Source organism: Novosphingobium sp. FG90 (assembly GCF_057808725.1).
Genome location: NZ_JBMDIO010000016.1, coordinates 59,632 through 83,893 on the forward strand (window position 1 = coordinate 59,632; position 24,262 = coordinate 83,893).

At 64.8% G+C, this 24,262-nt stretch carries 22 protein-coding genes and 3 tRNA genes; 16 read left to right on the forward strand and 9 right to left on the reverse strand.

The genetic code is table 11. The features are described from left to right. Positions 1-69 precede the first annotated feature (69 nt). A tRNA-Val gene (locus tag ACODRZ_RS15185) sits at positions 70-145 on the reverse strand. Positions 146-272: 127 nt separating this feature from the next. Here ACODRZ_RS15185 and ACODRZ_RS15190 point away from each other — a divergent pair. Further along, entirely contained in the window at positions 273-2,066 is a 1,794-nt protein-coding gene (locus ACODRZ_RS15190) for an SLC13 family permease (protein ID WP_488971676.1), read from the forward strand. A gap of 25 nt (positions 2,067-2,091) precedes the next feature. On the opposite strand, the gene ACODRZ_RS15195 is transcribed toward ACODRZ_RS15190, so the two are convergent. After that, positions 2,092-2,679 carry a DoxX family protein gene (locus ACODRZ_RS15195; RefSeq protein WP_488971677.1) on the reverse strand — a complete coding sequence of 196 codons (588 nt, stop codon included), beginning with the start codon at positions 2,677-2,679 and terminating at the stop codon, positions 2,092-2,094. A 61-nt stretch (positions 2,680-2,740) separates the two neighbouring features. Further along, positions 2,741-3,295, reverse strand: a complete 555-nt coding sequence (dcd, locus tag ACODRZ_RS15200) for a dCTP deaminase (protein ID WP_008831254.1) — start codon at positions 3,293-3,295, stop codon at positions 2,741-2,743. Between the two features lie 86 nt (positions 3,296-3,381). Here dcd and ACODRZ_RS15205 point away from each other — a divergent pair, with 86 nt between their 5' ends. The 4 genes from ACODRZ_RS15205 to ACODRZ_RS15220 all read left to right on the forward strand — a co-directional run bounded on the left by ACODRZ_RS15205 (position 3,382) and on the right by ACODRZ_RS15220 (position 7,316). Further along, positions 3,382-4,080: a hypothetical protein gene (locus ACODRZ_RS15205; RefSeq protein ID WP_488971678.1), complete on the forward strand. Its 699-nt coding sequence runs from the start codon at positions 3,382-3,384 to the stop codon at positions 4,078-4,080. Between the two features lie 46 nt (positions 4,081-4,126). Further along, positions 4,127-5,248 (forward strand): non-hydrolyzing UDP-N-acetylglucosamine 2-epimerase, encoded by a 1,122-nt coding sequence (wecB, locus tag ACODRZ_RS15210; protein ID WP_488971679.1) that lies wholly within the window; start codon positions 4,127-4,129, stop codon positions 5,246-5,248. Next, positions 5,238-6,542, forward strand: a complete 1,305-nt coding sequence (wecC, locus tag ACODRZ_RS15215) for a UDP-N-acetyl-D-mannosamine dehydrogenase (RefSeq protein ID WP_488971680.1) — start codon at positions 5,238-5,240, stop codon at positions 6,540-6,542. The genes wecB and wecC overlap by 11 nt, the downstream gene beginning before the upstream one ends. Before the next feature lie 258 nt (positions 6,543-6,800). Next, complete coding sequence (locus ACODRZ_RS15220; RefSeq protein ID WP_488971681.1) at positions 6,801-7,316, forward strand: CHAP domain-containing protein; 516 nt, start codon at positions 6,801-6,803, stop codon at positions 7,314-7,316. Between the two features lie 166 nt (positions 7,317-7,482). Here ACODRZ_RS15220 and ACODRZ_RS15225 read toward each other — a convergent pair whose 3' ends face one another. The 3 genes from ACODRZ_RS15225 to ACODRZ_RS15235 all read right to left on the reverse strand — a co-directional run bounded on the left by ACODRZ_RS15225 (position 7,483) and on the right by ACODRZ_RS15235 (position 9,029). Continuing rightward, positions 7,483-7,710, reverse strand: a complete 228-nt coding sequence (locus ACODRZ_RS15225; protein ID WP_488971682.1) for a hypothetical protein — start codon at positions 7,708-7,710, stop codon at positions 7,483-7,485. 148 nt (positions 7,711-7,858) lie between these two features. After that, positions 7,859-8,533 carry a CDP-alcohol phosphatidyltransferase family protein gene (locus tag ACODRZ_RS15230; protein WP_488971683.1) on the reverse strand — a complete coding sequence of 225 codons (675 nt, stop codon included), beginning with the start codon at positions 8,531-8,533 and terminating at the stop codon, positions 7,859-7,861. A gap of 79 nt (positions 8,534-8,612) precedes the next feature. After that, positions 8,613-9,029: a secondary thiamine-phosphate synthase enzyme YjbQ gene (locus tag ACODRZ_RS15235; protein WP_488971684.1), complete on the reverse strand. Its 417-nt coding sequence runs from the start codon at positions 9,027-9,029 to the stop codon at positions 8,613-8,615. 62 nt (positions 9,030-9,091) lie between these two features. Between ACODRZ_RS15235 and ACODRZ_RS15240 the strand changes: the two genes are divergently transcribed. The 3 genes from ACODRZ_RS15240 (at position 9,092) to ACODRZ_RS15250 (ending at position 11,672) form a co-directional block, all read left to right on the forward strand. After that, a complete protein-coding gene (locus ACODRZ_RS15240; RefSeq protein ID WP_488971685.1) occupies positions 9,092-9,892 on the forward strand; it encodes an enoyl-CoA hydratase-related protein in 801 nt (266 codons plus the stop codon). 93 nt (positions 9,893-9,985) lie between these two features. Then, positions 9,986-11,470, forward strand: coding sequence for a GGDEF domain-containing protein (locus ACODRZ_RS15245; protein ID WP_488971686.1), 1,485 nt, complete (start codon positions 9,986-9,988; stop codon positions 11,468-11,470). Between the two features lie 128 nt (positions 11,471-11,598). After that, a tRNA-Gly gene (locus tag ACODRZ_RS15250) sits at positions 11,599-11,672 on the forward strand. 339 nt (positions 11,673-12,011) lie between these two features. On the opposite strand, the gene ACODRZ_RS15255 is transcribed toward ACODRZ_RS15250, so the two are convergent. Next, positions 12,012-12,098: transfer RNA gene (locus ACODRZ_RS15255), tRNA-Leu, on the reverse strand. A gap of 251 nt (positions 12,099-12,349) precedes the next feature. Here ACODRZ_RS15255 and ACODRZ_RS15260 point away from each other — a divergent pair. The 7 genes from ACODRZ_RS15260 (at position 12,350) to ACODRZ_RS15290 (ending at position 19,117) form a co-directional block, all read left to right on the forward strand. Beyond that, positions 12,350-13,303, forward strand: coding sequence for a complex I NDUFA9 subunit family protein (locus tag ACODRZ_RS15260; RefSeq protein WP_488971687.1), 954 nt, complete (start codon positions 12,350-12,352; stop codon positions 13,301-13,303). Positions 13,304-13,431: 128 nt separating this feature from the next. Then, a complete protein-coding gene (locus ACODRZ_RS15265) occupies positions 13,432-13,671 on the forward strand; it encodes a DUF2171 domain-containing protein (RefSeq protein WP_488971688.1) in 240 nt (79 codons plus the stop codon). Between the two features lie 107 nt (positions 13,672-13,778). Further along, entirely contained in the window at positions 13,779-14,006 is a 228-nt protein-coding gene (locus ACODRZ_RS15270) for a DUF2171 domain-containing protein (RefSeq protein ID WP_036526910.1), read from the forward strand. Between the two features lie 226 nt (positions 14,007-14,232). Further along, positions 14,233-16,656, forward strand: a complete 2,424-nt coding sequence (locus tag ACODRZ_RS15275) for an outer membrane protein assembly factor BamB family protein (protein WP_488971689.1) — start codon at positions 14,233-14,235, stop codon at positions 16,654-16,656. A gap of 112 nt (positions 16,657-16,768) precedes the next feature. Next, positions 16,769-17,071 carry a hypothetical protein gene (locus ACODRZ_RS15280; protein ID WP_488971690.1) on the forward strand — a complete coding sequence of 101 codons (303 nt, stop codon included), beginning with the start codon at positions 16,769-16,771 and terminating at the stop codon, positions 17,069-17,071. A 51-nt stretch (positions 17,072-17,122) separates the two neighbouring features. Next, positions 17,123-17,833 (forward strand): hypothetical protein, encoded by a 711-nt coding sequence (locus ACODRZ_RS15285; protein ID WP_488971691.1) that lies wholly within the window; start codon positions 17,123-17,125, stop codon positions 17,831-17,833. 234 nt (positions 17,834-18,067) lie between these two features. Next, the gene (locus tag ACODRZ_RS15290; RefSeq protein WP_488971692.1) at positions 18,068-19,117 is read left to right on the forward strand and encodes a glycosyltransferase family 61 protein; all 1,050 of its coding nucleotides are present in this window, start codon (positions 18,068-18,070) and stop codon (positions 19,115-19,117) included. A 109-nt stretch (positions 19,118-19,226) separates the two neighbouring features. On the opposite strand, the gene ACODRZ_RS15295 is transcribed toward ACODRZ_RS15290, so the two are convergent. Continuing rightward, positions 19,227-21,257 carry a ribonucleoside-diphosphate reductase subunit alpha gene (locus tag ACODRZ_RS15295; RefSeq protein WP_488971693.1) on the reverse strand — a complete coding sequence of 677 codons (2,031 nt, stop codon included), beginning with the start codon at positions 21,255-21,257 and terminating at the stop codon, positions 19,227-19,229. Positions 21,258-21,902: 645 nt separating this feature from the next. Between ACODRZ_RS15295 and ACODRZ_RS15300 the strand changes: the two genes are divergently transcribed. Next, entirely contained in the window at positions 21,903-22,145 is a 243-nt protein-coding gene (locus ACODRZ_RS15300) for a GlsB/YeaQ/YmgE family stress response membrane protein (protein ID WP_036529465.1), read from the forward strand. 118 nt (positions 22,146-22,263) lie between these two features. On the opposite strand, the gene nadB is transcribed toward ACODRZ_RS15300, so the two are convergent. After that, entirely contained in the window at positions 22,264-23,865 is a 1,602-nt protein-coding gene (gene nadB, locus ACODRZ_RS15305; protein ID WP_488971694.1) for an L-aspartate oxidase, read from the reverse strand. Between the last annotated feature and the right edge of the window lie 397 nt (positions 23,866-24,262).

The following is a 24,262-nucleotide window of genomic DNA, read 5'->3' on the forward strand; positions in this document are numbered from 1 at the left end:
GCAATCGCCTTTAGCGCATTTTTTTCACCACGCCCGAAACGCCTGATTTCCCAGCAAACGTACAGGGAATGGTGGGCGGTGAGGGGCTCGAACCCCCGACCCTCTCGGTGTAAACGAGATGCTCTACCAACTGAGCTAACCGCCCGCGCGTTGCGCTGGAGGGGCTATTGCCGTCTCGCGGCCGCCTCGTCAATGGCTCAACGCCGGTTCTCGGGCACCGGGGCGGCTTCCATGCATTTCTTGCCTTGCGTTCCTGCCGTCCCCGAGGCCCGATGACCTTTCAGCAATACCTGTCCATTGCCCTGCTCTGCAGCATGATGGCCCTCTTTGTCTGGGGGCGCTTTCGCTACGACGTGACCGCCATCATCGCGCTGCTCGCCGGGATGGCGCTGGGACTGGTCAGCCCGGAGCAGGCATTTCTCGGCTTTTCCGATGACATCGTCATCATCGTAGGTTCGGCACTGGTGCTTTCGGCCGCGGTGCAGCGCTCCGGGTTGATCGAGAAGGCCGTGGCCTGGGCCGGACGATGGCTGGCCCGGACGGGGTCACAGTTGCTGGTACTCACGGCATCGGTAGGACTTGCCTCCGGCCTCATCAAGAATATCGGCGCCCTCGCCATGTTGATGCCGGCCGCGGGGCAGCTAGGGCGCAAGAGCGGCACCAATCCCTCCCGCTTCCTCATGCCGATGTCCTTCGCGGCGCTGCTGGGCGGGCTCACCACACTGGTCGGGACGTCGCCAAACATCATCGTCAGCCGTGTACGCGAGCAGATGATTGGCAAGCCCTTCGCGATGTTCGACTACCTGCCGACCGGGCTCGGCCTGCTGGTCATCGGCCTCGTCTTCCTGCGCCTGTGCTACCGCCTGCTGCCAGCCGACAGGCGTGCGGCGGCGACCATGGGCGAGGCGCTGGACATCGCCGACTATACCATCGAGGCACGGGTTCGCGAGGAGTCCCCCGTGGTGGGCAACACCGTCGCCGCGTTCCTCAGGGAGCATGACGGCGAAATCGAAGTGACGGCCGTGCTGCGCCATGGCCTCTCGGGCGAAGTGCGCCCCGATCTCGTGCTGGTGGAGGACGACGTGCTGATCCTCGCGGGGGATCCCGATGCGCTGGAGCGCGCCGTCGCGGCGGGTGGGCTCGACCCCAGCGGCCATGGCAGCGACGGCGACGAGGACGCGCGCGAACATACCGCGCGTGCCCGGGATCACGTCGGTGTGATCGAGGGCGTCGTCACTTCCCGCTCGGCACTGGCGGGAAGTTCCGCCAGCCGCCTCATGCTGCGCGAGCGGATGGGCCTGAGACTCGTCGCCATCTCGCGCGAGGGGGAGAGCCTGCGCGCAAAGCCGGCCAGTATCCTGATGCAGCCCGGCGACGTCATCGTGCTGCAAGGAGTGCTGTCGGCAATGCCGGGACGGCTGCGACAGCTCGGCGTGCTGCCGCTGGCCCAGCGCCAGATCGCGCTGGGGGCGACGCGCAAGGGCTGGCTGGCGGTGGCCATCCTGGCCGCTGCGATGCTGGCGACGGCGACCGGGTTGGTGCCGGTTGCGGCAGCGTTCTTCGCCGGCGCGGGGCTCGTGGTGATAACCGGCGCCCTCCCCGTCGACGATGCCTACGAGGCGGTCGAATGGCCCATCCTGATCATGCTGGGCGCCCTCATCCCCGTCAGCGGCACCCTGCAATCGACCGGGGCGTCGGACGTCATGGCGACGAGCCTGGCGGCGCTGGCCCGCGACATGCCCCCCTGGGGCGCGGTGGCGCTAGTGCTGGCAGCATCCATGGCAGTGACGCCGTTCCTCAACAACGCCGCGACCGTGCTGGTCATGGCGCCGATCTCGGCCGTCTTCGCGGGCGACCTCGGCTATCGACCCGATGCATTCCTGATGGCCACCGCGATCGGCGCCGGATGCGACTTCCTGACCCCGATCGGGCACCAGTGCAATACGCTGGTCATGGGGCCGGGCGGCTACCGGTTCGGCGATTATGCACGACTGGGAGCGCCGCTGTCGCTGCTGGTGCTGGTGCTGGGCACGCCGCTGATCATTCACTTCTGGCCGCTGCGATAATCGGCAGCGGCCAGCCTTACCGAGCTTACCAGTCGAACCAGCGGCGGTTGCGCCAGCCTGCGCGGCGGACTTCAGGCACACCGTCATGGTTCACATCGGTGACGACGGTGCGCGGTTCATAGGCGGCAGCGGTCTGCCCCTGCGCCAGAGCATCGGCGCGAGCTTCGGCGCGGGCGGCGCGCAGTTCCGCTTCGCGGACCCGCGCATCGGCATCGCGGGCGGCGATCTCTCCACGGCGCTCACGGGTGATCGCGTAGTAGTGGCTCCACATCTGGCTATGCGCGAAGGCCAGCGCGAGGCCGCCGATGATCGCAAGGTTCTTGAGCGCCATGACCCGCTGCATCGGGTCGCCGAACTGCGCGTGGAAGAACAGGATCGTCAGCGCGGTGAATCCGGCCAGCAGCACCGCCACCAGCCGCACCATGAACCCGGCGGCAAGGCACAGCCCCGCCAGCAGTTCGAACAGCCCGGTGGGAATGGCAAGGCCCGAGGGCAGACCGGCGGCGACGATCATCGTCTCAGTCGCGGATATGTCGGCGAGCTTGCCCGCCCCGGAAAATATGAAGATGAGGGCGATCAGAATCCGCCCGATTATCGCGGCAATCTTCGACACGGCTTTTCTCCCGGCCTGTTTTATGCCGGGAGAAGCGGGCGTGCGCGGGGTTTGTTCCCTCTCAGAGCCGGGGCAGCGTCACTCCGCGCTGGCCCATGTACTTGCCCGCGCGGTCGGCATAGCTCGTCTCACACGGTTCGTTGCCCTTGAGGAACAGGAACTGGCACGCGCCCTCGTTGGCGTAGATCTTTGCGGGCAGCGGCGTGGTATTCGAGAATTCGAGCGTCACGTGGCCTTCCCAGCCCGGCTCCAGCGGGGTGACGTTCACGATGATGCCGCAGCGTGCATAGGTGCTCTTGCCCAGGCAAATCACCAGAACGTCGCGCGGAACGCGGAAGTATTCGACCGTCCGGGCCAACGCGAAGGAATTGGGCGGGATCACGCAGACGTCGGTGGTGCGGTCCACGAAGGAGTTCGCCGCGAAGTCCTTGGGATCGACCACCGCCGAATCGACGTTGGTGAAGATCTTGAACTCCGGCGCGACGCGGGCGTCGTAGCCATAGGAAGACAGGCCGTAGGAAATGCACCCGTCGCGGCGCTGCGCCTCCACGAACGGCTCGATCATGCCGTGTTCCTGGGCCTGCTGGCGGATCCACTTGTCGCTGAGGATAGACATTGCGCGGGTGTTACCCAAGCGGCGCAGGCGGGCAAGAGCTTCGTGCGGGGTTGTCCACGTGGAAAGGCGGGGATAGGCTGTGCGACGTGACGATGCTCCCCCGCCGCTTCGCCCTGACGCTGGTTTCGCTGGCTGCTCCTCTGTTCGCCCTGACCGCGTGCAATCCCGAATCGGACGCAGGCGCCGAACCGCCGCCCGCCGCCAAGATCGACCCGAGCCCGCAGTCCAAGGCCAAGGCGGCCGAACTGGCAAAGCGGGAGGACGCGCAGCTCGACTGGCTGAAAACAACGCTCGACAAGCCCGCGCATGCGGACGTCTATTCCGCCGCCATCGGACAGGCGCGCGGCCGTGCCGACCACTGCCGGGACCAGCGCTGCATCACCCGCGCCCTGAAGCGCCGCGAAAGCTGCCTCAACTTTGCCGAGGGCAAGCGCGCACGCATTCCGTTCCTGCCGTTCCCGTCGGGACAATTCGCGCGGGGAGAAGCGGGCTATTCCGGCCCCGTGCGGATCGTCCCGCTGATCGATGGCAAGGCGATGCTGGTCATCTCGCTGTCCTTCAAGGGCCGCCCGTCCTGCACGCTGGACGGGGTCATGAGCCGCGACGACGACAAGCAGACCTGGACCGTCGCCTCACTGGAAGAAGGACTGCCGATGCTGGTCTTCACCCCCAGCGGCAAGGACGCCTTCCAGCTGTCCTATGCCGAAGCCGGGCACCAGCCGCACACGGATGATTATTGCACGGCGGGCACGAGTATCGACGGACGCTATACTCTGGCGAAATGAAATGGCTTTAGTCTCCATTTAACACACGGCTGCTAAGCCCCGCCGCATGACCGCACGCATCCTCGTCGTTTTCGGCACGCGCCCGGAAGCCATCAAGCTGTTCCCCGTCGTCCATGCGCTCAAGGCCGATGCCCGGTTCGAGTGTGTGGTCTGCGTCTCCGCGCAGCATCGCCAGATGCTCGATCAGGTGCTGGAGATCGCCGGGATCGTGCCCGATCACGACCTCGACGTGATGCAGCCCGACCAGACGCTCGATGCGCTGACAGCGAACCTGCTCACCGGGCTGGGCAAGGTGATGGACGAAGTGAAGCCTGACCGCGTCATCGTGCAGGGCGACACCGCCACCGCCATGTCGGGCGCGCTCGCGGCCTATTACCGCAAGCTGCCGGTCGATCACGTCGAGGCCGGGCTGCGCAGCTACAACATCTATCATCCGTGGCCCGAGGAGGTGAACCGCAAGATCATCGGCGCCATGGCGAGCCTGCACTTCGCGCCCACAACCACCAGCGAGGCTGCCCTGCTGCGCGAGAACGTCGCCGCCGACCGCGTCCACGTCACCGGCAACACCGTGATCGACGCGCTGCACTGGGTCACCGCCGAGATCGAGCGCAATCCCACTCTCGCGTCGGGCCTCGCCGATCTAGAAACCCGCTTCGCAGGAAAGCGCATCATCGGTGTCACCAGCCACCGCCGCGAGAACTTCGGCGAGGGCATGGAGCAGATCGCGCAGGCCATCCGCGAAATCGCATCGCGCCCCGACACGGCGGTGATCTTCCCGGTTCACCTCAACCCCAACGTGCGCAAGGTGATGAACGAGCGTCTTTCCGGCCTCGACAATGTCGCGCTGATCGAGCCGCTCGACTACCCGCACTTCGCCCGGTTGCTGGCGATCAGCGAGATCATGCTCACCGATTCGGGCGGCGTGCAGGAGGAAGCCCCGGCCCTCGGCAAGCCGGTACTGGTGATGCGTGAGACCACCGAGCGGCCCGAAGGCGTCGAGGCGGGCACCGCGAAACTCGTCGGCACCGATGCGCGCCGGATCGTTACCGAATTATCAACCCTGCTCGACGATAAGAGCGCCTACGAGGCCATGGCGCGCGCCCACAATCCGTTCGGAGACGGGCAGACATCGCGCCGCATCCTGGAGCTGCTTGCGAATGAAATCTGACAACAAGCCCGCCGTCTGCGTCGTCGGCCTCGGCTACATCGGACTTCCCACCGCCGCCGTGATCGCCCGTTCGGGCAGCAAGGTGCTGGGCCTCGACGTGTCGCAGAAGGTGGTCGACACCATCAATCGCGGCGAGATCCACATCGAGGAAGTCGATCTCGACGGTCTCGTGCAGGGTGTCGTGTCGCGCGGGCTGCTCTCGGCCTCGCTGGAGGTGGCGCCCGCCGACGTCTTCGTGATCGCGGTGCCCACGCCCTTCGAGAAGGGCGACCACGCCCCTGACATCTCCTATGTCCTCGCGGCGGGCCGCAAGATCGCGCCGGTGCTCAAGGCGGGCGACGTGGTGATCCTGGAATCGACCTCGCCGGTCGGCACCACCGAGAAGATGCGCGACATGATCGCGCAGATGCGCCCGGACCTGAAGATTCCCGGCCTCACCCGCGAGACCCCGGACATCTCGATCGCCTACTGCCCCGAGCGCGTCCTGCCCGGCCGCATCCTGGAGGAACTGACCAACAACGACCGTTCGATCGGCGGCATCACCCCGCGCTGCGCACGCAAGGCGCTGGCCTTCTACAAGCGCTTCGTGCGCGGCGAATGCGTCACCACCGACGCCCGCGCGGCCGAGATGACCAAGCTGGTCGAGAACGCCTACCGCGACGTCAACATCGCCTTCGCCAACGAACTGTCGATCGTCTCGGACCGCATGGGGCTGGACGTGTGGGAGGTGATCCGCCTCGCCAACCGCCACCCCCGCGTCAACATCCTCTCGCCCGGCCCGGGCGTCGGCGGTCACTGCATCGCGGTGGACCCGTGGTTCATCGTCCACGGCGCGCCGGAAGAAACCCCGCTGATCCGCACCGCGCGCGGCGTCAACGACGGCAAGATGCACCACGTCATCGCCAAGGCCGAAGCCCTGATCGAGGCTCAGCCGGACGCGCGGATCGCCTGCCTCGGCCTCGCCTTCAAGGCCAACATCGACGACTTCCGCGAGAGTCCGGCCCGCTTCGTCGCCAGCCGCATCGCGCGCAAGTTCGGCGACCGGGTCTCGATCGTCGAGCCCTACGCCGCCGAACTGCCGATCGAGTTCACCGACACCGGCGTCACCCAGATCGACATCGACGAGGCGCTGGAGACTTGCGAGATCCTGATCGTGCTGGTGGACCACGACGTCTTCCGCGTCGTGCCGCTGGCCGAACGCGCGACCAAGCTGGTCTACGACACGCGCGGCATCTGGGCCGACCAGCCCCGCGTCGTGCGCGAGGAAGCGGCGAAGCTGGCTCTGGCGAGCTGAGGCGGCCCAACCTGCGTCACCCGCGAACGAAGAAGGCCGGGGCAGCACTACGCTGCCCCGGCCTTCTTCGTTTCGCTGATGGATAAGGCCGATTCGGTGCCACCCGGCAAAATTTGCCTAGCTGTTCCAGAATCTTGCGGCCAAACACTTCATCGCATTTCGTCGCTTGTGGACAGTGCGACGAACCGTGCGAGAGGGACGGTGACCGCCCAGCCCCTTCGCTATCGCAGCAAGAGTTGCGCGTTATAACTCCGGTCCATGAAATTCGTTCCCGCACTCGCTCTGGCCGCTGTTGCTCTGTTTACCCAGCCGGCCATGGCCCGTCCGCTCCAGTGCGCACCTTATGCGCGGGAACATTCGGCCATCGACCTGCACGGTAACGCTGCAACCTGGTGGGGTCAGGCCGAGGGCACGTATGCGCGCGGCAAGACGCCGATGACCGGCTCGGTGCTTGTGTTCAAGGCGACAGGCGCGATGCCGGTGGGCCACGTCGCCGTCGTCAGCAAGATCGTCGATGAGCGCCACGTGGTTCTGAACCACGCCAACTGGTCGCGCCCCGGCATGATCGAGAAGTCGGCCATGGCCGAAGACGTCTCGGCCAACGGCGACTGGAGCAGCGTTCGCGTGTGGTATGCCCCGACCCAGTCGATGGGCCTGCGTACCAGCCCGACCTTCGGCTTCATCTATGCGCCCGGCGCTGCCGCCGACCAGAAGCCCGCTCTGCCCAGCGACACCTTCCAGGCCGCTTTCGCGCAGCTTCCCTCGCAGGGCTGATTTTTCCCGCATCGCCGCTGTTGCCGTCCCGGACTCGACCCGGGACCGTAGGCGCCTGTGCGCCCCGATCCCGGATCGAGCCCGGGACGGTACAGGATGCGAAAAGCGGACGCCTCCCCTGCCGAACGCAGGGGGTACTCGGTGGCGGTCCGCTTTCGCAGCCTGATTACTTGCAGACCCTGACCTTCTTGCCGTGCTGCACCTGATAGCGGCAGGTGACCTTTTTGGCGGGCTGCTTCTTCGACACGGTGGTCTTGCGCACGGTGGTGGTCTTCTTCGCCACCGGCTTGGCGGCGGTGTGCGTATCGTGCTGCGCGGTCTGCGCGCCGGCGACGGACGGTGCGAAAGCGCCCAGCGCAAGGGCGGCGAGGATCGTCATGCTGGTCTTGTTCACGGGTAGTCCCTGTTCTCGGATCGGCCGGACTGGCCGAGAGGCGTCGCACCCGCCTTGGGACCGTGAAGACACCCCGGCGCCTGAAGTTCAGGTGAACAGCGGCGGATTTTACAAGAACTTACGAAGCGTTACAGGTAACCTTGTGCGGTCACTTCGCCGGATCGATATGCGCCAGCTTGCGCACCGACCGCGCGGTCTGCACCACGAACAGGCCGATCAGCACTACGCCGACACTGCCGACGAACCAGTCGAAACCGGTCATCGCCTCCATGTCGCGCTGCTTGTCGCCGAGGATCAGCATCGCGAACGTCAGCGAGATCAGGATCAGGCGCAGCTCGGTCGGCCCGGCATTGAGGTACGACAGCCGCATCTCGCCCAGAACGCGGACCGCGAGGAAGGCGTGAATGCACAGCAGCAGGTAGCCGACCATGGCGATCAGCGAGACTTCCAGCCGCACATAAGGGCTCACGCCGATGCCGAGCAGGATCAGGAAAGTCGCGATGCCGTCACAGCTGTGATCGAGGAAATAGCCGTAGCGAGGCCGCTCGATATGGCGGAAGCGGGCGAGGCTGCCGTCCATCGAATCGCCGAACCAGTGCAGCAGATAACCTGGCATGCACAGCCACAGCCAGTCCTCGTCGAGCAGGCTGGTGGCGTATCCGGCGAAGATGAGAACCGCACCGACCATGCCGATCGCGGTCAGCAGGTCGGGCTTCACCCAGGCGGGCATGCGCGCGCAAAGCCAGTTGAGCAGCCGCCGCTCCCCGATGGCGAGGAGGTTGCCCTGGATACGGACGGGAGGCGCAATACGATTTTCCTGCATGGGCTCTTATTGTGACAAGCGGATGGCTTGGCAAGGTAAACCGCCGCCGTGACGAGCCATTCCATCGCGTATGACGGTGTTATTCCCCGATCAAATGCACCGCGATCTCCCGGCGATGCGGTCGGCGGCGGTGTTCGGCAAGATAGATGCCCTGCCAGGTGCCCAGCGCCATGCCTCCGTCGATGACCGGGATCTGCAGGTTCACCCCCGTCAGCGTCGCCTTGAGATGCGCGGGCATGTCGTCCGGCCCTTCGTCGTCGTGGGCATAGTGGGTGCCCTCCGGTGCCAGCCGGTCTAGCCACGCCGCAAGGTCCACCCGCACCTCGCGCGCGGCGTTCTCCTGGATCAGCAGCGAGGCCGAGGTGTGGCGGCACAGCAGGGTCAGCAGGCCGTCCTCGATGCCGGTCTGCGTCAGCCACTCGGCCATCGCCCGTGTGATTTCGGTGAACCCGCGGCCCGGCGTATCGATGGAAAGGATGGTCGAGGCTTGTCGCATTGCGCCACGGTGCCTGCTCACGACGCCGCTTTCAACTGCCGCGCGAAAGGATGAGGACGTTCATGGACACGAAGTTCTGCAAGGTCGCGATCGATGACCGCATCATGACGATCACGATCGACCGCCCGGAGATGCGCAATGCCCTTCACGCCGAGGCCCACTTCGAACTGGCCGGGATATTCGACCATTTCGAGGCCGATCCGGCGCTCTGGGTGACGATCCTCACCGGCACGGGCGACAAGGCTTTCTCCGCCGGTGCCGACTTGCGCACCCCGTTCGACAAGGACGATCCGCGCGCCTTTCGGGGAATGCCGGTTCCCGAAACCGGCTTTGCGGGCCTGACCTGGCGGTTTGCCCGGCGTAAACCGGTGATCGCGGCGGTCAACGGCTTCGCGCTGGGCGGCGGGTTCGAGGCCGCGCTGGCGTGCGACGTCATCGTCGCGGCCGAGAGCGCCAGCTTCGGCCTGACAGAGCCCAAGGTGGGCCTCGCCGCGCTGGGAGGGGGAATCCAGCGGATCGTCCAGGAACTCGGTCCCAAGCGCGCTCACGCCATGCTGCTCACCGCAAGACGCATCGGCGCAGCCCAGGCACAGGACTGGGGGCTGGTTGCCGAAGTCGTGCCCGACACGCAACTGCTGGACTGCGCCCGCCGCTGGGCCGAGGAGATCGTGTCCTGCTCCCCTGCCTCGGTCATCGCCACCCGGGCCATCATCAAGTCGTACTACGACCTCGGCATGGAAGCTTCGAACCGGGACATGTTCGCCCTGCCCGAAGTCCGCGCCATGCTGACCGGCCCGGATGCGCGCGAAGGCGGAAAGGCCCTGTTCGAGAAACGATCTCCGGCCTGGGCAGAACCGCAATAGCGGACCAGTTCTGCGCACCTCGACAAATTAACTTCGATTAAAGGTACTTGTGGCAGACGATCATAGAAACAGTGCCCCGCCCAAGGGAAAGACATGCGGCACGGATCGAGGATCATCACTGCAGCACTCCCGGTCCTGTTTCTGGCGGGCCATGCCGGCTCGCTCCTGCTCGCCGACAGCGCCGGAACCCAGGTCTCGTTCGGCTGGCTGATCGCGGCCCCCGTGTTCGCGGGCGTGGCCTGCCTCTATCGCGGCTGGAAGGACGGTTTCGAGGGGTGGCTCCCGGCCGGTGCGGCGATGCTGTGCTGGGCGGGCGGCATGGCCTCGACCATGGTGGCGACGCTTTTCCTCGACATCGTCCACGAAGACCGGCTGAGCATGTTGCTATATGTGCTCTACGGGGTGCCGCTGATCTTCGCGCTGGCCAGCCCCGCCGACGAGAAATGGCAGGTGCGCCTGGTTGATGCCGCGCTCGCGACGGCGCTGGGCTATCTCTATTACATCCACGTCGGCAAGCTGATCTCACAGTCCCGCACGCCCGCCGAGACGGTCGATGCACTGCAACTCATGTTCGACATCGAGAACCTGTTCATCGCCCTGTTCGCGGCGATCCGGTTCCTCGTGCGCACCCGGCAGCGCGCGCCGTTCTTCCGGGCGATGACGGTCTATGCGGTGTTCTACCTGCTGTGTGCCGGCTACATCAATCACTATCAGTCCACGACGCCTTACGGCGGCTGGTCCGACCTGCTGATCGACCTGCCGTTCATGGTGCTCGCCTGGCATGCCCTGGGCGCGCCCTATCCGCAGGGGCTTGGCGCCGCCGGAGGTTCGCGCGCGCCCAGAATCGTGCGCGCCGGAGGGCCGCTGCTGATCCCGGCGACGTTGCTGACGGTATCGGTCCTGCTGGTGACTTACGATCCGATCATCGCCATCAGCGGCTGCGTGGCGGCATCGCTCGGCTACGGACTGCGCACCATGCTGGTGCAGCTGCGCAACTTCGAGGAGCAGGACGAACTCGCCCGCCTCTCGCACGTCGATGCCCTGACCGGCATCGCCAACCGTCGCCGCTTTGACGAGGCGCTGTCCCAGGAGTGGGCCAGGCGACGCGAAGGACCGGAGCCTCTGGCGCTGCTGATGATCGACATCGACCATTTCAAGCAGCTCAACGACCAGTTCGGTCACGCCGTGGGCGACCAGCATCTGCGCACGGTGGCCGCCGTCCTTTCCGGCTGCGCGCGGCGCGACAGCGATCTCGTCGCGCGCTATGGCGGGGAGGAGTTCGCGGCGATCCTCACCGGCACGGATCCGCAGGACGCCGGCATGATCGCCGAACGCATGCGCGCCTCGGTGGAAGCGCTCGGCCTGCCGTCCGGAACGGGCGTGGGCGTGGTGACGATCAGCATCGGCGTCGCCTGCGCCCAGGCGCTCGACACCGAGATGGAGATTCTCGTCTCCGCCGCCGACGCCGCGCTCTACGAAGCCAAGCGTAGCGGCCGCAACCGCGTGGCCCGCCGCAGTGCAATGCGCCTGCGCGCCGTCGAGACACCCTCGACCTCCACCGGCGGCCGGGCGGCCTGAGCCGATGCGCGGCAGCAGTTCGCCGCCGCAAGAAAGACAGACGTTGACGCCGCCGTCGTCATCGTGCCACTAGGCCGCTCTCCGGTGATACCGCCGGACACAGCTTCCAACGGCCAGATCGTTGAAATGCGGGTGTAGCTCAATGGTAGAGCAGCAGCTTCCCAAGCTGAATACGGGGGTTCGATTCCCCTCACCCGCTCCAACGGCAACATTCCAAGCTGCCTTTGGAGCCGCGCAGGTTATGTGTGCGCAATGAAAGTCCCGCCAACATCTAGATAGGCTGGCGCTCTGCAGTCCGTATCCCGGATGCCTGATCGGCACGCAAGCGAACAAGCGGGCGGGTGCTTATAGAGGCAGATCTCTTACGGTCAGCCAGATACCAAGACGGATCAGAAATGCGAGGAACTGGGCCATGCTCCCGCGAAGCCTTCACGACCGGGCCACAGAGGCTGCTCGAGCGAGCATTCGCAGATACCGGAAAAGCAAAAGCCCCGGTTTCCCGGGGCTTTTGACTACTTACGGTCACCTTCGAAAAGGTGAATGGTGCCCAGAAGAGGACTCGAACCTCCACGCCCTTGCGAGCGCCAGCACCTGAAGCTGGTGCGTCTACCAATTCCGCCATCTGGGCACTTTAGCGAGGGGGCGAAGCGCCGTCCCCGCTGGGTAGGAGGGCGCCTCTAAGGGGCAGCCGAAGCCTTGTCAACACCATCCAGCGGAACATTTTTCATTTCGTGCATTTCGATGCTCGCAGGAACCACATGGCAGCTTGCGGCAACTGGCCGGTTGCCCCGTTCCCGGGCTTGTGGCAGGGGCAAGGACGCATGTGCTGCAGCGCGGGACACGTCGAGCGCAGCGCGACATGAAGGACCGATTCAGACCATGACTACCGACACCCTCTCCGGCAAGATCGTCACCATCCTGGGCGGCAGCGGCTTCGTCGGCCGCCACCTCGCGCAGGAGTTGCTCGCACGGGGCGCTCGCCTGCGCATCGCCAGCCGCCATCCCAAGAAGGCCTTCGCCATCAAGCCGCTGGGCAACCTGGGACAGGTCCAGTTCGCGGGCGTGGACGTCACCAAGGCCGAATCGCTGGCCGCCGTGCTGGCGGGTTCGGATGCCGTAGTGAACCTCGTCGGCGCGTTTGCAGGCAATCTCGACGCCCTGCAGGGCAAGGGCGCGGGCGAAATCGCGGCCGCAGCCAAGGCTGCCGGCGCCACCGCCTTCGCCCACGTCTCGGCGATCGGTGCCGATGCCGGTTCCGCAGTCGCCTACGCCCGCACCAAGGCCGAAGGCGAAGCCGCCGTGCTGGGCGCCTTCCCTGACGCCACGATCGTGCGCCCCTCGCTGATGTTCGGCCCGGACGACAACTTCGTGAACATGTTCGGCGAGTTGATCTCGCGCTTGCCCGCGTTGCCGGTCTTCGCGCCGCAGGCAAGACTGCAGCCGGTGTTCGTCGACGACGTGGCCGTGGCCATCGCCAATGCACTTGGCAGCGTGGCCGCACAAGGCAAGACCTTCGAGCTCGCCGGACCGGAAGTCATCACCATGCTCGAGCTCAACGAGCGTATCGCCAAGGCACAGGGCCGCTCGCGGACTTTCGCCGAACTGCCGGACGCGGTTTCCGGCCTCATCGCCGCGACGACGGGCTGGCTGCCCGGCGCACCGATCTCCAGCGACCAGCTCAAGCTGCTGCAAGCCGGCAGCGTGGCAAGCGATTCGGCACCGGGGCTCGCAGACCTTGGTGTGACGCCGCGCCCGCTCGGCCTGTTCCTCGACCGCTGGATGGTGCGCTTCCGCAAGCACGGACGCTTCGGCACCAAGACTGCCAGCGCCTGAACCTTCCGGGCCTGAACCAGTCCGGCTCGAAACGAAATCCCGCCCCCGCCCGCCGGAACCGTCCGGCAGGCGGGGGTTTGTTTCTCCGCGTCCGGGGCACACGCCCCACAGCGAGAGGAGCACGCCCCATGACCACCCCCGACATTGCTTGGACGACGCAACAGGGCACCATACGCAAGGGAATGAAAGTGATCGCCGCCGACGGCAGCTTCGTTGGAACCGTTGCGGCACTGGAAGGCGAGGAACTTATGCTGGAGGGCGGTTCGCACGAGTTCGTCGCGATCACGCAGGTCGATGGTGTGAGCGCCGACGCAGTGCTTCTTTCCGACCGTGGCGATGCGACGTTCGGACTGGGCGCCGTACCCTGACCCCCGCGAACTGACGAGCCGTTTACAGCCCGGGACGAACGCCGGAACGTCAGTCGAGAGTTCGCCGTTTCATCATCACAAGCCCCCCGAGATGATGGAGAGATACGATGTTCGAGAAGCTGCGCGTGCGTGAGCACATGGAAGTGACGACCAGCACCGGACAGCACGTCGGCACGGTCGACGAGGTGAAGGACGACCAGATCAAGCTGACCCGTTCGGACAGTTCCGACGGCGCCCATCACTACATCGCGTTCGAAAACGTCGACAAGATCGAAGATAATCGCGTGTACCTGAAGCAAGGGACGCCGATCCCGATGGGCGTCGGCGCCAACTGATCCAGAACTACGGAGCTGGCAGCGTGTCCCCCCTCGCGCGCTGCCTTGCGTAACCCCGGCCCTCCTCCCGGAAGGCCGGGGTTTTCGCTGGCGACCGGGGATGAGCGGCACATCCCCTCGGCGATGCCTTGCGCGTTATGATACATAGTGAGTAGCATCTCTTCCCAACTTCTGCCCCCACTGGTACTCGAAACACCAAGAACAGACGGTACGAGGGGAAGAAGGCGTGGTTTCTGGCTTGGGCAAGATCGCTATCCGGTTGTCACTCGCCGCGCTGGCGCCGCTTGTGCTGTCATCGTGCCATCGTCCTGCCCAGCCGATCGAGGAACAGACTGTCATCGACCCGGACGAATGGCCGAGTTGGGGACGTACCGGTACTGAAACCCATTACTCGCCGCTCGACGAGATCGACACCGGCAACGTCTCCGGACTGAAGCTCGCGTGGCACTTCGATCTGGAGCCGGGCTACACGCCCACTACCCCGCTCATGGCAGAAGGCAAGGTCTTCATCACCACCGGCCACTCGCATATCCGCGCGCTTGACGCGGTGACGGGCAGGCAGCTGTGGGAATACGATGGGGGCACCCGCCAACGGGCGAAAACGGCGCTGCAGATGTCATGGGGCAGCAAGGGCATCGCTTATGACGCAGGACATGTCTTCCTCGTCACCACGGATGGCTACGTCGTCTCCCTGGACGCCCGGACCGGCAAGGAAGCCTGGAAGACCATGGACTTTCCGGACGATGCGCCGCGCAACGCGAACGGCCCGCCGCGCGTCTTCGGAGGCAAGGTCATCACCGGCTTCGGCGGCGGTGACATCAGCCCGGCGCGGGGGTTCGTCAGCGCCTACGACGCCAGAACCGGCAAGCTGGCCTGGCGCTTCTACACCACGCCCGGCGACGAGGTAACAGCTGCAAACCGCAAGGCCGAGGAGGTCATGCGCAAGACGTGGCCTGGCGGCTGGAAGAACCCCGACGGCACCCGGCGCGGCGGCGGTGGTACGGCGTGGAACGCCTTCGCCTACGATGCCGACCTGCGCCTCGTCTACCTCGGCGTCGGCAACGGCTTTCCCTACAACCAGGATCTGCGCAGTCCCGGCGGCGGCGACAACCTGTTCCTTGCCTCTGTCGTCGCGGTGAATGTCGATACCGGCGAATACAAATGGCACTACCAGTTGTGCCCCGCGGAGCAGTGGGACTGCACCGCCACCTCCGACATGACGCTGGCGACACTCACGATCGATGGCAAGGACCGCAAGGTGCTGATGCAGGCACCCAAGAACGGGTTCTTCTATGTCCTCGACCGGGCGACGGGGCACTTCATCTCGGCGCAGAAGATCGCCAAGGTGACCTGGGCCGAGCGCATCGATCCGAAAACCGGCCGCCCGGTCGAGAACCCCGGTATTCGCTACAACGGCAAGCCCGGAATGTTCGAGATGTGGCCGGGGCCGACCGGCGCGCATTCCTGGCAGCCGCAGGCCTACAGCCCGCAGACCGGCCTCGTCTATGTGCCCGTGATGGACCTGCCCGCGCTCATCGGCGATGGCCAGAAGGGCGGCGGCGAGATCGCGGCAGGCATGGGCGTCACGCTCATCCCCGAGGTCGAGCTGCCCGGCGGCCACAGGAGTTATCTCAAGGCATGGAACCCGGTCACCCAGACCGAGGCATGGCGCGTCGACCTTCCCGGCACCTGGCCCGGCGGTGTCATGGCGTCAGGCGGCGGGATCGTCTGGCAGGGACAGATCGACGGCAAGTTCGTCGCCCGGGACGCCGGCACCGGCAAGGAACTGTGGTCTTTCAAGACCGAGAGCCCGATCGTCGGCGCGCCGATTTCCTACCGCGTGAACGGGCGACAGTACGTCACCGTGCTTACCGGGGCCGGCGGACAGGGCGCTGGCATGCAGACGCTGGGCAATGCCGCCTACCGCACCGATTACCGCCTGCCGCGCCGTGTGCTGACTTTCGCGCTCGACGGCAAGGATTCTATCCCGCCGTTCGCCATGCCCGCGCTGGAACCGGTTTCGGACCCCGGCTTCCAGCCCGATCTCGCCCGGGCGCAAGCAGGCGCGATGCTGTTCGGTACACGATCCTGCATCGTGTGCCATGGCTGGAACGCGGTGGCTGGCGGCGCGGCGCCGGATCTGCGCTATTCGCCGGCGATCACCGACGCGGAGACCTTCCGCACGATCGTCAAGGAGGGCGGGCTCAAGCTGAACGGCATGCCACCCTTCCCGCAGTTCACCGATACCGAGCTCGAAACCTTGCGCTTTTACCTGCGCGCCCGCGCCCGGGCAGCGCCGGCCGAGCAACAGGCGCTGCTCGACAAGGCAAAGGCAGCCAAGGCCAGCAATGCGACGCCGCAGGACTTCGCGGGCCGCTGGCACATCACCATCCAGTCCCCGATCGGCCCCCAGAAGGCAGTCATGGACCTGATCGTCAAAGGCAACGTCGTGACCGGAAAAGTCTCGGCGGAACAAGGCACTGTCGAGGTCGCCGGGGGTATCAGGGACGGCCGTGCGAAGTTCGAGGGACGCGCCTCCATGCCCATGCCGATCACCGTGAAATACGACGTCACGGTACGTGATGGAAAGCTCGTGGGTGAAAATTCCAATGGCCCCTTTGGAACTTTTTCTGTCTCGGGCGTTCGCTGATCTACGGATTTCCGCTCATCGGAGCGGAAGCACGACCGGCCAGAATCGCATTGTCGAACCCTAACTGCTGGGCTTGGACGATTCCGGTCTGTTGACCGTTAGGAGAAAAACAATGTCGCCCACCTTCAAGAAAATCGCTCCGGCCGTGGTCATTCTGGCCGGTTCCATGGGCCTCGGCGGCTGCGCCACCAAGGGTTTCGTGCGGGAACAGGTCGCCGCCGTGAACCAGCGCGTCGATGCCCTCGACAGCCGTCTCCAGCAGACCGATGCCACCGCACAGGCCGCCCGTTCCGAGGCCCAGGCCGCATCCGGCCAGGCCCAGCAGAACAGCCAGCGCATCGACCAGCTTGGCGCCCGAGTCGACAGCGTCGAGCAGCGCATGGCCGAAGCCCAGCGCAAGCGCGCCCGCAACTGATCCTTACGGTTCCTCCGATAGTCCCGGCTTGATTCGAGTACTTTGACAGCGATGAACACGGTTTCCAGGGCGCTCGCCGGACTTTTTCTGATCGGCGCGGCGCTGGCAGGCTCCCTGCCTGCATGGGCGGCGAAAAACGCCCGGTCGGCAGGACCGAGGACATCGCAGCCGCAAAGTGCCGCGCCGGACAGCACGGCGATCCAGTCGCCAGACGCCACCCGCGTCGCCGACTGGATCGCCGCGTCGGGGGACAACAACGCCCTGCCCTATGCCATCGTCGACAAGAAGGCCGCATCCCTGCTGCTGTTCGACGCAAAGGGCGAGAAGCTGAGTCAGGTGCCCGTCCTTCTCGGCATAGCGCTTGGGGACGATGCAAGTCCCGGCATCGGCAGCAAGAACCTGTCCGAGATCGGTCCGGCCGAGAAAACCACGCCTGCCGGGCGCTTCCTTGCAAAGTTCGGCGTCGCAGCGGGCAACACCAGGGTACTGTGGGTGGACTATGCGACCTCCGTGGCGCTGCACCCTATCCCTCGCCCGGGCAAGCCAAAGGAAAAACGCCGAGAGCGGATGCTTTCTCCTACCAGCGAGGACAACCGCATCACGTTCGGCTGCATAAACGTGCCGATCGCGTTCTATACCAAGACCATCAGTCCGCTTTTCCGCAAGAAAGGCGGCTATGTCTATGTGACCCCGGATGTGAAGCCGCTCGAAGACGTATTCCCGCGCATTCGCATGCAGTCTTTCGCGAATACCGGCAATTGACGCCGTTTTACATGCAGATCATTCGTCGAACGAATTCAGCATAATTTACACATCAGAAATATTTTAGAAATACTTCTTCCGCTCTCACAAACCGTGTGCTAAAGACGCGGTGGTCCGAATATTACGAATACTTATCGCACGCCGAGTGTGCTTGACTGGCATGCTCGAAGTCGGAGTATTCGCATGCAAGCATCGCCAGGTGCCGCCCGAAAAGGCGGGCTTCCCCCCCGAGGCATGGCACGAGCGCCGCGCGTATCCTTTCGTCCTGCCTCCTCTGTTCTCAACAAGCTGTTGCGGCGCCCCAATGCCGAACTGATCTCGGCTGCGACCGAATCCTGGGAGATCGCGCCCGGCACGGAAGTACCGGTGCGTCCCGCGATCTGCCTGCCGGGCCAGCTGGATCGCATCCGCGGCTCGGAATTCGGAACCATAGACGAGGTCATCCGCGACTTCAGGGGCGACTTCGTGTCGATGCAGGGGCCGACGATGGGCTATCGCGTCAAGGATGTGCTGCTGGCCGACGGCTCGCTCTATGCGGATGGCGCCATGCGGCACTTGCGCGGGCGCGCGAACTGGAAGCCCGCCGCGACGCCTGCACGCGAGTTCGATACCGCCTCGATCTACGAAAGCTGGATGGGCAACAGGTGGTTCGGACTCTGGCTGGCGAACGACTGCCCGACATACAGGCTGGCGCAAGAAACCGGACACCCGTTCACGACCGGCCAGCCTACCGGCCACAAGCAGGATTATGAAGTTCAGCTCGGCATGGCGCCGCAGCGCGGTCTGAGCGCATGGTTCCGGGAACTCCATGTCTTCGATGACGCCTCCAACAACCGGCACAAGCGACAACGTGCGGACGCCATGCGGGACCGGCTGTCGCATGACGCCATGCCGCCGCATCCGGGCGTATTCCTGTTGCGGGGCAGCACCGGCGATCCGCGCGTTTTACTCAACGAATGGCGAATCGCCGAAAGGCTCGGACGGGCGCGCGGTTTCCAGATCCTCGATCCAAGCCACGCCAGCGTCGATGAGATCGTCTATGTCTGCGCCAACGCGCAGGTCGTCGCCGGCGTCGAGGGCAGCCATCTCAATCACGGTTTTGCGGTAATGCCGCCCAATGCCTGCGCGCTGGCCATATTCCCGCCGACGCGCGCGGTGTCGGTCATGAAGATGCTGACGGACAGGCAGGAACAGGATTTTGCGGTCGTCATCGGTGAAGGGAACGACGAAGCCTTCACTGCCGATATCGACGACATCGAAAGGACGCTCGATCTCGTAAAATAGAGCATTTTCCAATCAGAATGCCGCGGACCGCTCCAACGCCCCGCAGTCGTCCAAACGAAAACGGCCTCCCGGTGTCCCGGAAGGCCGCTCTTGGTGAAGCCTTGGCGCCTTACTGGCAGGCGAGACATTCGTCGTAGTCGGTCGAGCCGCCGCTGGCTGCCAATTCGAACTTGGGGAGTTCGCTGGTGTTGTCGGCCTCTACACCGCCCGCGAAACCGGCACGCTGCACCGACTTGGAGCGCAGGTAGTAGAGTGACTTGATGCCCTTCTCCCATGCCTGGAAGTGCAGCATCATCAGGTCCCACTTGTCGACGTCGGCGGGGATGAACAGGTTCAGCGACTGCGCCTGGTCGATGTAGGGGGTGCGATCGGCCGCGAATTCGAGCAGCCAGCGCTGATCGATCTCGAAGCTGGTCTTGTACACCGCCTTCTCCTCGGCCGAGAGGAAGTCGAGGTGCTGGACGGAACCACCCTGCTCCAGGATCGAATTCCACACGTTGTTGGAATCCTTGGACTTCGCTGCCAACAGCTTCTGCAGGTACGGGTTCTTCACCACGAAGCTGCCCGAGAGCGTCTTGTGGGTGTAGATGTTCGCCGGGATCGGCTCGATGCAAGCCGAGGTGCCGCCGCAGATGATCGAGATCGACGCGGTCGGCGCGATAGCCATCTTGCAGCTGAAACGCTCCATCACGCCCTGGTCTGCCGCGTCGAGGCACGGTCCGCGCTCCTTGGCGAGCATCATCGACGCCTCGTTGGCCTTGGCGTTGATGTGCTGGAACATCTGCAGGTTCAGCGCCTTGGCCATCGCGCTTTCGAAGGCGATGCCCCGCTTCTGCAGGTAGGAGTGATAGCCCATCACGCCCATGCCGACCGAACGCTCGCGCTCCGCCGAGTAGCGGGCGCGCGCCATCTCGTCCGGCGCGCGGTCGATGTAGTCCTGCAGCACGTTGTCGAGGAAACGCAGCACGTCCTCGATGAAACGCTTGTCGCCCTTCCACTCTTCCCAGGTTTCCAGGTTGAGCGACGAGAGGCAGCACACCGCCGTGCGGTCGTTGCCGAGGTGGTCGCGGCCGGTGGGCAGCGTAATTTCCGAGCACAGGTTCGAGGTCGAGACCTTGAGGCCGAGATCGCGGTGATGCTTGGGCATCATGCGGTTCACGGTGTCGGAGAAGACGAGGTAGGGCTCACCGGTGGCGAGGCGCACTTCGACCAGCTTCTGAAACAGCGAGCGGGCGTGGACCTTGCCGCGCACCGAGCCGTCCTTGGGGCTGCGCAGGGCAAAGTCGGTGCCGTCGCGCACGGCTTCCATGAACTCGTCGGTCAGAAGCACGCCGTGGTGCAGGTTGAGCGCCTTGCGGTTGAAGTCACCGGAGGTCTTGCGGATCTCCAGGAACTCCTCGATCTCGGGGTGCGAGACGTCGAGGTAGCAGGCGGCCGAGCCGCGGCGCAGCGAACCCTGCGAGATCGCGAGGGTCAGCGAATCCATCACGCGCACGAACGGAATGATGCCGCTGGTCTTGCCGTTAAGGCCGACGGGCTCGCCGATGCCGCGCACGTTGCCCCAGTAGGTGCCGATGCCGCCGCCGCGCGAGGCGAGCCAGACGTTCTCGTTCCAGGTGGCGACGATGCCCTCAAGGCTGTCCTCGACCGAGTTCAGGTAGCACGAAATCGGCAGGCCGCGCCCGGTGCCACCGTTCGACAGCACGGGAGTGGCGGGCATGAACCACAGGCGCGAGATGTAGTCGTACAGACGCTGCGCGTGCTCCTGATCGTCCGCATAGGCGTCAGCCACGCGCGCGAAGAGGTCCTGATACTTCTCACCGGGAAGCAGGTAGCGGTCGTCGAGCGTTTCCTTGCCGAAATCGGTCAGGAGCGCGTCACGCGACGCATCGGTGACGATGGTGAAGCGGCGGTCGTTGATCCGCTTGGAATCGCCGGCCTTCTTCTTCGCCTTCGGCGCTTCCACGAGGTCTGCGGTTGCGGTGTCGGTCTTGTCCATGGCGACTGCCTGGCCTTCCTTCTTCATGCGGTCCTCGGCGACATGACCGGCGAGCAGCGCCTCCATGTCCACCTGTGCGGGATCCGCGTAGCTCACATCCGATTCAGACACGTGTCCGTCGCTTCCATTCCTGAAATCCACTGGTGCGCCCCCAATGTATCGTCAAAACCCGTCATCGAACCGCCACGGAGGCGATCCAAACTGCTTTCGGCGGCCGAGCATGCCGGCACCGAGTCGAAGGGCGCTCAAGAACGTCCCATCCACCAGAACCAGCACAAAAGAGAACGACATTCCCTGCCAGACCACCGGCGCACCGTTCGAGAAGTCTGGTCCCAAGTTCCCTGAAGGGTTCCGCGTGGACCTTTCGGTCTTTCGCGTTGCATCCCTAGGTATTGAGGCCCCTCGATCGGCGCGACACAACCTATAGTGCCCTTTCCAGCGAGAGGTTCAAGAGGGGCGCCGGATATGGCATCGCCCCATGCATTCGTCACAGGGCCGTCATCGCCTTGCCGCGACGCGCCGAATTTCCGTTGTCTTCCAGAAGCGCAACCCTCTGAATCGGTCCGCGCCTTCTAAATTTTTCCACATAAATCACCGGTGAGACGAATCGGGCGTGCGACGAACGGAGCCGGTCAAGAACGAGTGCAGCCGCTTTCCCCGGCATATCGATCGGCTTTCGTCGATGAGCGTCAGACACTTGACGAGGACATGCAACCAGCGGCCTCCTCACCGCTTATCAGCGTGATTGCGAAGGCGCTGCGGCGCGAAGGGGAGTTACACGGCAAAATGCTCAACATCATCGGTGCCATCATCAGCGGCCTCGTCATCGGCGCGCTGGCGCGGTTCTTCTATCCCGGCGCAGTGCCTATGGGCTGGATTGCGACGATCCTGCTGGGTGTCGGCGGCTCTCTGCTTGCAGGACTGGTGACCAGCCGGGGACGCGGCGACTTCAGCCGCGCCGGGTGCCTTGCCTCAGTGATCGGCGCGATCGTGCTGATCTTCCTCGGGCGGGTGCTGCATATCGGGTAAGGCTGCGCGGCTGCCGAGGGGGGCTTCGACAGGCTCAGCCTGAGCGGTTTTGAGAGCGGGGCTTTAAACCCCGCTCAGGCCTGAGTCTGCCGAAGCCGGCATTGCCATACCACTGGGCTCAGGGCACCAGCACCGTATCCAACGGCTGCACGTCCGCCGCAGGATAATCCAGCGTGTAGTGCAATCCGCGGCTCTCATGCCGCTTCAGCGCGGACTCGACGATCAGTTCGGCGCTCTGCAGCAGGTTGCGCAGTTCGATCAGGTCGGTCGAAACGCGGAAGTGGCGATAGTATTCCTCGGTTTCACCATTGAGCATCTGGATGCGGTGCAGGGCGCGTTCCAGCCGCTTGGTGGTGCGCACGATGCCGACATAGTTCCACATGAACCGGCGGATCTCGGTCCAGTTCTGCTTGATGACGACTTCCTCGTCGGAATCCGTCACGCGGCTCTCGTCCCACGAGCGCACTTGCGGCGGCGCCTCGAAGCCGTCCCACTTCGCCAGGATATCGGCGGCGGCGGCCTCTCCGAAAACGAAGCATTCGAGCAGCGAGTTCGACGCCAGGCGATTGGCTCCATGCAGCCCGCTCTCGGTGCACTCGCCCGCCGCGTAGAGGCCCGGCAGGTCGGTCCGCCCTTCGAGGTCCACCAGGATGCCGCCGCAGGTATAGTGCTGCGCGGGCACGACCGGGATCGGCTCCTTCGTCATGTCGATGCCGAGGCCCATCAGCTTTTCGTAGATGTTCGGGAAGTGCTCCTTCACGAACGCCTCGGGCTGGTGGCTGATGTCGAGGTGGACGTAGTCGAGGCCGAAGCGCTTGATCTCGGAGTCGATAGCGCGGGCCACGACGTCACGAGGCGCCAGTTCCAGTCGCTCGGGATCGTAGAAGGTCATGAAGCGCTTGCCGGTGCGCGGGTTGATGAGGTGCCCGCCCTCCCCGCGCACGGCCTCGGTGATGAGGAAGTTCTTGACCTCCAGGTTGTAGAGGCAGGTCGGGTGAAACTGCATCATCTCCATGTTGGAGACGCGCGCGCCCGCACGCCAGGCCATCGCGATGCCGTCTCCGGTCGCACCGCGCGGGGCGGTGCTGAACTGGTAGACGCGGCCCGCGCCGCCCGTAGCCAATACGGTGGCGCGCGCGGTGAAGGCTTCCACCCGGCCGCTCGTCTCGTTCAGCGCATAGACGCCCCAGACCCGGCCCGATCCGGAATAGCGCAACTCGTGCCGCCCGGTGATGAGGTCGATGCACGAATAGCCCGGCAGCAGGGTAATGTTGGGATGGGCCTCGGCCGCCTGCAGCAGCGCCTGCTGCACCGCCCAACCGGTAGCGTCGGCGACGTGGACAATGCGGCGGTGCGAATGCCCGCCTTCGCGCGTGAGGTGCAGCGCCTCTCCGTCCGTATTGAAAGGCACGCCGAGTTCCATCAGCCGCTCGATCGCGTGCGGCGCCCGCTCGATGACGAACTCCACCGTCTCGCGCCGGTTGAGGCCGGCACCGGCTACCATGGTATCGCGAACGTGTTCCTCGAAGGTGTCGCCCGCGTCGAGCACGGCGGCGATGCCGCCTTGCGCCCATGCCGTCGAACCGCCGGTCAACGTGCCTTTGGCCAATACCGCGACCCTGACCTTGTCGGCAACCGCGAGCGCGGCCGTAAGCCCGGCTGCGCCGGAACCGATCACCAGGACATCGAATGCGCGAGCAGCGCTGGATGGCGTTTCCATGACGCCGCTCCTAGCGCCCGTTGCCCATGAATCGCAACAGTTTGCGCATGAGCGTACTTCCATGTTGCGGTGCGACATGGTTTTTATATAAGATAGTCCAAATTATTACAAAGACGGTTAACTTACGACATTTTGCTGCTTGCCAAGCCTGTTGATTAGTCTAGTCAACTCCCGCTTCTCACTGAGGAACCTATCTCGTGGCGATCTCGATTCCGCTTTGCTTTGCCAATAGGCATGAACCTATACGCAATGACGTGAAATGGGATGGCCTTAATTACATTGGTACATGTAAAAATTGCAGCAAGACTATCCGTCGGCACAAGCATAAGGTTTGGAAACTTGATGACGCCGAAGCAACGGGCAGATAAGTAGAAACCCTTAGCTTGAGGAATGCCTC